Origin of the sequence: Desulforhabdus sp. TSK (assembly GCF_022836495.1) — a bacterium.
Lineage (GTDB): Bacteria > Desulfobacterota > Syntrophobacteria > Syntrophobacterales > Syntrophobacteraceae > Desulforhabdus.
The window spans coordinates 1-1,111 of sequence record NZ_BQXM01000091.1 but is presented as its reverse complement, the minus strand read 5'-3'; the positions used below and the strand labels follow the sequence as shown (position 1 = coordinate 1,111).

The 1,111-nt window shown below is 53.1% G+C and carries 2 protein-coding genes; both read right to left on the bottom strand.

The annotated features are described in order from the left end of the window. Positions 1–92 precede the first annotated feature (92 nt). Complete coding sequence (locus tag MWC30_RS21610; RefSeq protein ID WP_244086274.1) at positions 93–461, bottom strand: hypothetical protein; 369 nt, start codon at positions 459–461, stop codon at positions 93–95. Between the two features lie 157 nt (positions 462–618). Then, positions 619–960, bottom strand: coding sequence for a hypothetical protein (locus MWC30_RS21605; protein WP_244086273.1), 342 nt, complete (start codon positions 958–960; stop codon positions 619–621). Positions 961–1,111 lie beyond the last annotated feature (151 nt).

Below are 1,111 nucleotides of genomic sequence, written 5' to 3'. Positions count from 1 at the left end.
CCACTTTTTTCCCTTTTCTGCCAGAAAACCCTCTTACTTCTGGCACAGAGAGACCATGCGACAGTCCCCCTATCCAGGTAAATCCGCATCCACTATAGCTCTCGGATTTCAATTCCGAGAAACCTCTCGTTAGAGGTATCAACGGCGAAGAGGCCTGCGACCCTCCTGGGCGCTCCTTCCAGAGGTATGTTAATTTCAACAGCGATGGGATTGGATGTGCTTAGGTTCAGCTGCTTGGCAAGCCCGAATGCGTTCCAATGGCGAGGTGTGGACTCCTCTCCAATGGTCTTGTGGGTGTACCAGATTCGGTCATTTGCTCGCAAAGAGGTGAAATCCATGTTCCCGCCTTGATAGCCAATAGTGTAGGTGCGTTCTCGTTTCGGCAAGGCTTTCTCTAGAATCTGCTGCAATAGTTTCTGTGCCTTTCGTATCGCGGATGGCTTGGTTATGGCATTGAGCATAGATTAATCCTCTCTCAGATTGAATCGTCGATATCGTGACCCAACTACAGGCCTAACCGGCGCGAAACCACGCGGCCACTGAGCTTTCGGAGAACACCGACCAACATGCCCCGAGTGGTTTTGCGTCCGGTTCGGGCCATCGTTCGGCGCTACCACTTCACGGATTGGTCTCGAACAGGTTGCCGCCCCATCTACGATACCGGTCGTTCCAAACCAGATCGAAGTAGATGACGTGAAATGGCCGACGGTGAGCATCTGTGACCGCCGCAGCCTTCTGGCCCAGCAGTGCTTGAAAGGCAGAGTGTGTGCTCTCGGTAGTGATGTCCTTGTAGGTGGACCCCCTCGTCAGGCCTTGGGCGGCCAACTCCCGCTCGGTGAACAGGCCAGGGTGGGCGAGAATCTGGCTGTCGAGTGGCAGGAACAGGAGTGGCACCAGCTTGGCCCGCGCCTCCTCCAAGTCGGCGGCCATTGAGACCAAATGCTCGATGTATAGATCCACTGGCTTGCGGACCTTGTTGTACGCCTTAAGTACCCAAGCAAAAGTTTCACAACATTCTAGGTGGAGAAGTTGATTGTGTATTTCGTTCCAAAGTTCTTCAATATGTGATCAATGGCCTCCTGTAGTAAACTAAAGGAGAGATAGGCTGAGA